General features: G+C 69.2%; 7 protein-coding genes. All 7 read right to left on the bottom strand.

What is annotated here, in order from left to right; all coding sequences use genetic code 11:
• The coding region (locus FK498_RS00475; RefSeq protein ID WP_141850855.1) for a ribonuclease J at positions 1-1,476 on the bottom strand (1,476 nt) is incomplete at its 3' end.
• Entirely contained in the window at positions 1,473-2,249 is a 777-nt protein-coding gene (locus FK498_RS00470; protein ID WP_141850854.1) for a type III pantothenate kinase, read from the bottom strand. The genes FK498_RS00470 and FK498_RS00475, both read right to left, overlap by 4 nt.
• 4 nt (positions 2,250-2,253) lie before the next feature.
• Positions 2,254-2,988 (bottom strand): biotin--[acetyl-CoA-carboxylase] ligase, encoded by a 735-nt coding sequence (locus FK498_RS00465; RefSeq protein WP_141850853.1) that lies wholly within the window; start codon positions 2,986-2,988, stop codon positions 2,254-2,256.
• Positions 2,985-4,421 (bottom strand): NADH-quinone oxidoreductase subunit NuoN, encoded by a 1,437-nt coding sequence (nuoN, locus tag FK498_RS00460; RefSeq protein ID WP_141850852.1) that lies wholly within the window; start codon positions 4,419-4,421, stop codon positions 2,985-2,987. The genes FK498_RS00465 and nuoN overlap by 4 nt, the downstream gene beginning before the upstream one ends.
• A 5-nt stretch (positions 4,422-4,426) precedes the next feature.
• Positions 4,427-5,941 carry an NADH-quinone oxidoreductase subunit M gene (locus tag FK498_RS00455; RefSeq protein WP_141850851.1) on the bottom strand — a complete coding sequence of 505 codons (1,515 nt, stop codon included), beginning with the start codon at positions 5,939-5,941 and terminating at the stop codon, positions 4,427-4,429.
• A 1-nt stretch (position 5,942) separates the two neighbouring features.
• Positions 5,943-7,874, bottom strand: a complete 1,932-nt coding sequence (gene nuoL / locus FK498_RS00450) for an NADH-quinone oxidoreductase subunit L (protein ID WP_141850850.1) — start codon at positions 7,872-7,874, stop codon at positions 5,943-5,945.
• A gap of 7 nt (positions 7,875-7,881) precedes the next feature.
• Positions 7,882-8,190, bottom strand: a complete 309-nt coding sequence (gene nuoK, locus FK498_RS00445) for an NADH-quinone oxidoreductase subunit NuoK (protein ID WP_141850849.1) — start codon at positions 8,188-8,190, stop codon at positions 7,882-7,884.
• Position 8,191: the final 1 nt, after the last annotated feature.

Below are 8,191 nucleotides of genomic sequence, written 5' to 3'. Positions count from 1 at the left end.
GTTCGCGCCCGCCTCGAACACGCCAGGCCCCGAGAGGCGCGGCCGGCCGACCAGCCGCCCCGCCCCGTCCAGCGCGAGCGAGGCGACCACCAGACCGTGTTCGAGCATCCGCCGCCGCGCCGCCAGCACCTCGCCGCCGATCGGCAGCAGCCGGTCGCCGTCCACCGCGAGCTTGCCGGCGGGCGCGCTGTCGATCACCGTGACCGGCCCGGGCGCGAGGCGCAGGATGTCGCCATCCTCGATCACGTGCGGGATCGCGCCCAGTTCGCGTGCGAGCGCGGCGTGCTCGCTCATGTGGCGCCACTCGCCGTGCACCGGCACGACGTGCTTCGGCCGCACGAGGGCGTAGAGCCGGCGCAGCTCGTCGCGCGCCGGATGGCCGGAGACGTGCACCATGTGGTCGCGCTCGGTCATCACCGTGACACCGCGGCGCACGAACTGGTCCTGCACGCGCAGGATCGCGCGCTCGTTCCCCGGGATCACGCGCGAGGAATAGATCACCGTGTCGCCCTCGCCCAGAGAGACGTTCGGGTGCGTGTCCGCGGCGATGCGCGAGAGCGCCGAGCGCGGCTCGCCCTGGCTGCCGGCGACCAGGAACAGCACGGAGTCGTCCGGCAGGTAGCCGGCCTCGTCCTCCTCCACGAACTCCGGCAGCGACGCGAGATAGCCCGTCTCGCGCGCGGCGGCGACGATGTTGCGGAACGCGCGGCCGACGATCGCCACGCTGCGCCCGGCGCTCCGCGCGGCGAGCGCGATCGATTCGATGCGCGCGACATTCGTGGCGAAGCAGGTCACGGCGACGCGCCCCTTCAGGCGCCGGATCAGGGCGGTGAGGTTGCGTCGCACCTCCGCCTCGCTGCCCGAATGGCCCTCCACCATCGCGTTCGTGCTGTCGCACACCATCACGTCCACCCCCTCCTCGCCGAGTGCGGCGAGTGCGGCCTCGTCGGTGGGCGGACCCACCAGGGGGTTGGGGTCGAGCTTCCAGTCGCCCGTGTGCAGGATGAGGCCGTGGCGCGTGCGGATCGCCACCGCCTGCGCCTCCGGGATGGAGTGCGCCATGCGGATGAAGCGGAGATCGAAGGGTGCGAGCGCGAGCCTGCCCCCTGGCTCGATGGTGGCGAGCGGAACGCGGCCGAGCAGCTGGCGCTCGGCGAGCTTGCGCCGAAGCACCGCCGCGGCGAAGGGCGTCGCGTAGACCGGGCATTCCAGCGCGGGCCAGAGCCAGGCGACGGCACCGAGATGATCCTCGTGCGCGTGCGTGATGACGAGCGCGCGCAGGGTGCGCCTGCGCTCGGCGAGGAAGCCCGCATCCGGCACCATGATCTCGATGTCAGGACGGTCCGCGTCGCCGAAGCCGATGCCGCAGTCGATCGCGAGCCAGGCGCCGTCGGCGTGGTAGAGGTTCAGGTTCATGCCGATCTCGCCGGTCCCGCCGAGCGGCAGGAAGGCGAGATCGTCGTGGGCCAAGGTCACGCTTCAGCCTTCATGTTGCGCTCGGCGAGCAAAACGAGCCCGTCGAGGGTGAGATCGGGATCGAGATGCTGGATGGCCGCGGTGCCGTCCATGAACAAGGGCGCGAGCCCGCCGGTCGCGATCACCGTGACCTTCTGTTCGAGCTCGGCCTCGATCCGCCGTGTGATGCCCTCGATCAGCCCGACATAGCCCCAGTAGACACCCGACTGCATCGCCGGCACGGTCGAGCGGCCGACCACGGCCTGCGGCCGGCCGATGCTGATGCGCGGCAGCGCGGCGGCGGCGCGATGCAGCGCGTCGAGCGAGAGATTGATGCCCGGTGCTATCACGCCGCCGATGTAGTCGCCCGCAGCATCGACGACGTCGAAGGTGGTCGCGGTGCCGAAATCGATCACCACGAGCGGGCGCGGGTAGCGGGCGCGCGCGGCGAGCGCATTCACCAGCCGGTCGGCGCCGACCTCGCGCGGGTTGTCGGTGCGGATCGCGAAGCCCCAGTCGAGATCCGCACGCGTCACCATCGCCTCGACCCCGAAACGGTCTCGGCAGAGCCGGCGCAGGTTGTAGAGTGCGTTCGGCACCACGCAGGCGATCGCGGCGGCGTGGATGTCGGCCGGCACCAGCCCCTGCCAGGCCATCAATTGAAGCAGCCAGACCGCGTACTCGTCCGCCGTGCGGTCGGCCACTGTGGCGATGCGCCAGCGGCCGCGCCACGACGTGCCGTCCCAGACCGCGAACACAACGTTCGTGTTGCCGGCATCGATGGCGAGCAGCATCGGATCAGCCTCCCGCGAAGACCTCGCCGGTGACGACCCGCCGGGTGCGGCCGTCCTCCAGCGCGACGAGCAGCGCGCCGTCGTTGTCGAGCCCGGCATAGCGGCCGGCGATCGGGCCGGTCGGCAGCCGCACGGAGACGGGGGTTCCGGGTGCCTGGGCGTGGCGCTGCCAGGCAGCGACGATGGCAGCGAACCCGTCGGAGCGGGCGCGCGCGCTCCACGCGATCAGCCGGTCGATGATCGCCGCGGCGAGCGTCTGTGGCGCGGGCGGGACGATGCCAAGTGCTGCGAGCGAGATCGCCGGCCGGTCGGCCTCGTCAGGATGGGCGACTAGGTTGACGCCGATCCCGGCAACCGCCCACGGGGCGCCGTCGCGCCGCCTGCCCGCCTCGACCAGGACGCCACCGAGCTTGCGCCCGGCGACCATCAGGTCGTTCGGCCATTTCAGCCGGAACGCGGCATCATCGGGAAGCAGCGGCGCGATCGCCTCGCCGGCTGCCAGTCCGGCGAGCAGGCCGAGCCCGCCCGGCGCCGCCGCCCCCGCATCGAGCACGACGGAGAGATGCAGATTGCCGCGCGGCGAGAGCCAGCGCCGGCCGTGGCGCCCGCGCCCCGCCGTCTGCTCATCCGCGAGCACGGCGGTCCAGGCTCCCTCGCCCGCCTCGGCGAGCGCCATCGCGCGGTCGCTGGTCGAGGGGAGGCTCGCGTGGCGCTCGATCCGCGCGCGCGTTGCCGTCATCCCCCGACGAGCGCGCGCGCCGCAGTGCCGGCCGCCGCGACGAGCGGGGCGGGCGCCAGCGCGAACAATGCGGTGAACAGCGTCGTCCCGGCGACCACCACGCCGACCGTGGCGGGGCGCGGATCGAATGCGGGTTGCGCCGGGTCGAAATACATCACCTTGACGATGCGCAGGTAGTAGAAGGCCGAGACCACCGAGGCAAGCACGCCGATCACCGCAAGCGGCCAGAGCCCCGCCTGCACCGCCGCCATGAACACGTAGAACTTGCCGAAGAATCCGGCTAGCGGCGGGATGCCCGCCATCGAGAACATGAAGACGGTGAGGGCGAAGGCGAGGCCGGGCGCGGTTGCGCCGAGCCCCGCGAGATCCTCGATCCGCTCCGAGGCCCGGCCCTCGCGCCGCATGGCGACGATGCAGCCGAAGGTGCCGGCGTTCATGACGATGTAGATCGCCATGTAGACGAGCACGCCGCGGATGCCCTCCTCGGTGCCGGCCGCGAGCCCGATCAGCGCGTAGCCGATATGGCCGATCGAGGAATAGGCCATCAGCCGCTTGATGTTGCTCTGCCCGATCGCGGCGAAGGCGCCGAGCAGCATCGAGGCGATCGCGATCAGCACGATGATCTGCGTCCACTGCCCCGCCGCCTCGCCGAACGGTCCGGTCATGACACGCAGGAACAGCCCGACCGCGGCGAGCTTGGGCGCGATCGAGAAGAACGCGGTCACAGGCGTCGGCGCGCCCTCATACACGTCGGGCGTCCACATGTGGAACGGCACGGCCGAGACCTTGAAGGCGAGCCCGGCGGCGACGAAGCAGAGGCCGGTGATCAGCCCGAGCGAAGCGGGCCCTGCCTCGATCGCGGCGGCAATGCCGGCGAAGCGGGTGGAGCCCGAGAAGCCGTAGACCAGCGAGCTGCCGTAGAGCAGCATCCCCGAGGCGACCGCGCCGAGCACGAAGTACTTCAGCCCCGCCTCGGTCGCGCGCAGGTCGTCGCGGTGGATCGCGGCGAGCACATAGAGCGAGAGCGAGGAGAGTTCGAGCCCGAGATAGAGGCTCATCAGGTCGTTGGCCGAGACCATCGCCATCATACCGACGGTCGCAAGCAGCACCAGGACCGGATACTCGAAGCGATCGATCCCCTCCTTCTCGTTCCAGTCGAGCGCGAGGACGAGTGCGAGCGCGGCAGAAAGAAGCACCAGCACCTTGGTGAAGACGGCGAAGGCATCGAGCACGAACAGCCCGTCGAAGGCGACGACCGGCGCATCGGCGGCGAGCACGAGCATGGCAACCAGCAGCAGCGACGCGAGAGTGAACATCGTCACGGCGAGCGTTGCGCCGCGGCGCATGAAGACGCCGAGCATCAACGCCGCCATGCCGAGGCAGGCGAGCGCGAGTTCGGGGATCGCGGCGTGCCAGTTCAGGGCGCTCTCCATCGGTGTCACAGCCCCGCGAGCTGCCGCGTCGCCTGGATCGCCGCCTGGTGCTGGGCGATCAGATTGGCGACCGAGGCGGCATAGAAACTGCTGAACGAGGACGGGTAGATCCCCATCCACAGCGTGAGAACCGCAAGCGGGGCGAACACCGCCACCTCGCGCGGCGAGAGGTCGAGCAGGTGCTTGAGCTCGTTCTTGGTCAGCAGGCCGAAGATCACGCGCCGGTAGAGCCAGAGCATGTAGGCAGCACCCAGCACCATCCCCGTCGCCGCCAGCAGCGCAAGCAGCCGGTTCACCTGCCAGGCACCGACAATCGCCAGGAACTCGCCGACGAAGCCCGAGGTGCCGGGCAGCCCGACCGAAGCCATCGTGAACAGCATGAAGAACAGGGCGTAGCGCGGCATCCGGTGCACGAGCCCGCCATAGGCGGCGATCTCGCGCGTGTGCATCCGGTCGTAGATCACGCCGACCACAAGGAAGAGCGCGCCCGAGACGATGCCGTGGCTCAGCATCTGGAAGATCGCGCCCTCGATCCCCTGGGTGTTGAAGGTGAAGAGCCCGAGCGTGACGAGCCCCATATGCGCGACCGAGGAATAGGCGATCAGCTTCTTCACGTCGGTCTGCGCGAGCGCCACCAGCGAGGTGTAGATGATCGCCACGATCGAGAGCGCGAAGACGAAGGGCGCGAGCTCGGCGGAGGCATCGGGCAGCATCGGCAGCGAGAAGCGCAGGAACCCGTACCCGCCCATCTTCAGCAGCACCCCTGCCAGGATCACGCTGCCCGCCGTCGGCGCTTCCACATGCGCATCCGGCAGCCAGGTGTGCAGCGGCCACATCGGCACCTTTACCGCGAAGGAGGCGAAGAAGGCGAGGAACAGCCAGACCTGCGCGGCCGGCGCCACACGGTGCGCGATCAGGGTCGGGATGTCGGTGGTGCCTGCGTCGAGATAGAGCCAGATCAGCGCGAGCAGCATCAGCACCGAACCAAGCAGCGTGTAGAGGAAGAACTTGAACGCGGCATAGACGCGCCGCGGCCCGCCCCACACCCCGATGATCAGGAACATCGGGATCAGAACGCCCTCGAAGAACACGTAGAACACCACGAAGTCGAGCGCGCAGAACATCCCGACCATCATGGTCTCGAGCACCAGGAAGGCGATCATGTATTCACGCACCCGCGCCGTGATCGACTCCCAGGAGGCGACCACGCAGATCGGCGTCAGGGCGGTGGAGAGCAGGACGAACAGCACCGAGAGCCCGTCCACGCCCATGTGGTAGCCGATGCCCCACTCGCCGAGCCACACGGCACGCTCGACGAACTGGAACTCGGCGGTGGTGCGGTCGAAGCGGAACCACAGGATCAGCGAGAGCAGGAGCACGATCCCGGAGGTCCAGAGCGCGGTCCAGCGCGCGTTGCGCGCGACCGTCTCCTCGTCGCCGCGCACCGAGGCGATGATCGCCGCCCCCGCGAGCGGCAGGAAGGTGATCAGCGACAGGAGCGGGAAGCCAAGCGCATTCATCTCAGAGCCGTCCCGTCGCGAACAGCGTCACCAGAACGACGATGCCGATCAGCATCGCGAAGGCGTAGTGGTAGACGAGCCCGGTCTGCACGCGCACGATCGCGCGGGTGGCGCGCACCGTCGCGGCGGCCAATCCGTCGGGACCGAAGCGGTCGATGATCCCGCCGTCGCCGCCCTTCCAGAGGGCCACGCCGAGGCGCATCGCCGGGCGGACGAACAGCCGGTCGTAAAGCTCGTCGAAGTACCACTTGTTCAGCAGGAACAGGTAGAGGCCGCGGAACCGCTCGGCGAGCAGCGCCGGCACGGTCGGGAACACCATGTAGAGCAGATAGGCGGTGGCGATGCCCGAGACGCCCATCAGCACCGGCAGCAGCTTCACCCAGAGGGCGACATCGTGGGCCGCCTCCATGGCGTGGTTGCCGGGTGCGATCCGGATCGCCTCGCGCCAGAATTCGCCGAAGTGGTGGCCGACGAAGGGGTCGTAGAAGACCGCGCCCGCCACCACGGCGCCGAGCGCGAGCAGGATCAACGGCACCGTCATCACGGGCGGGCTCTCGTGCACGTGCTCCATGGTGTGCGCATCCGCGCGCGGTGCACCGTGGAAGGTCAGGATGAGCAGACGCCAGGAGTAGAACGCGGTCAGGAAGGCGGCGAGGATGCCGCAGACGAAAGCGTAGCGGCCGACACCGGTACCGGCCGCCCAGGCGACCTCGAGCACCATGTCCTTCGAGTAGTAGCCGGCGAAGAACGGCACGCCGGCGAGTGCGAGCGAACCGATCCACATCACGGCATAGGTGATCGGCACCTTGCGCCAGATCCCGCCCATCCTGCGGATGTCCTGCTCGTCGCCCATGGCGTGGATCACGCTGCCCGCGCCGAGGAACAGGAGCGCCTTGAAGAAGGCATGGGTGAACAGGTGGAAGATCGCCGCCGGATAGGCCGAGACCCCGGCGGCGAAGAACATGTAGCCGAGCTGCGAGCAGGTCGAGTAGGCGATCACGCGCTTGATGTCGTTCTGCACGCAGCCGACGGTGGCGGCGAACAGCGCGGTGGAGGCGCCGATCACGGTGACGACCGAGAGCGCGAAGGGCGCGAGCTCGAAGAGCGGGCTCATCCGTGCGACCAGGAACACGCCGGCCGTCACCATGGTCGCGGCATGGATCAGCGCCGAGACCGGGGTCGGGCCCTCCATCGCGTCGGGCAGCCAGGTGTGCAGGAAGAGCTGCGCCGACTTGCCCATCGCGCCGATGAACAGCAGCACGCCGCAGAGCTCGACGGCGTTGACGGAGATGCCGGCGACGTCGATCGTGCGCCCGGTCAGCGCGGGCACGGCGGCGAAGATCGCATCGAACGCCACGCTGTCGGTCAGCATGTAGACCCCGGCGATGCCGAGCGCGAAGCCGATGTCGCCCACGCGGTTGACCAGGAACGCCTTGATCGCCGCGGCGTTGGCGCTCTCGCGGTCGTACCAGAAGCCGATCAGCAGGTAGGAGCACAGCCCGACCCCTTCCCAGCCGAAGAACAGCTGAACGAGGTTGTCGGCCGTCACCAGCATCAGCATGGCGAAGGTGAACAGCGAGAGATACGCCATGAAGCGCGGGATCGAGCGGTCATGGCTCATGTAGCCGACGCTGTACAGATGGATCAGGGTCGAAATCACCGTCACCATTCCGACCATCACCGCCGACAGCGTGTCGAACCTGAGCGCCCAGGACGCCTCGAGCGTGCCCGAGGCGATCCAGGTGCCGAGCTCCACGGTGCGCGCATTGCCCGCGAAGGCGACGTCGAAGAACAGCCAGACCCCGCAGAGCGAAGCGAGCGTCATGCAGCCGACGGTCGCGACCTGCGCACCGCGGTCGCCGATCGCGCGACCGAGGAACCCGGCGACCAATGCGCCGAGCAGGGGGAAGAAGACGGAGCCGGCCTCGATCATCGCCCCCTCAGCCCTTCATCACGCGGATGTCCTCGACCGCGATCGAGCCGCGGTTGCGGAAATAGACCACCACGATCGCGAGACCGATCGCGGCTTCGGCCGCCGCGACGGTCAAGACCAGCATGGTGAAGATCTGCCCCGTCAGGTCGCCGAGCGCGGCCGAGAAGGCGACCAGGTTGATGTTCACAGCCAGCAGCATCAGCTCGACAGACATCAGGATGACGATCACGTTCTTCCGGTTCAGGAAGATGCCGAAGATGCCGAGGGTGAACAGGATCGCGGCGACCGCGAGGTAGTGATCGAGCCCGACGACCATG

The organism is Elioraea sp. Yellowstone (genome assembly GCF_006704265.1).
GTDB lineage: Bacteria > Pseudomonadota > Alphaproteobacteria > Acetobacterales > Acetobacteraceae > Elioraea.
This window is presented reverse-complemented; position numbering and strand designations above follow the sequence as displayed.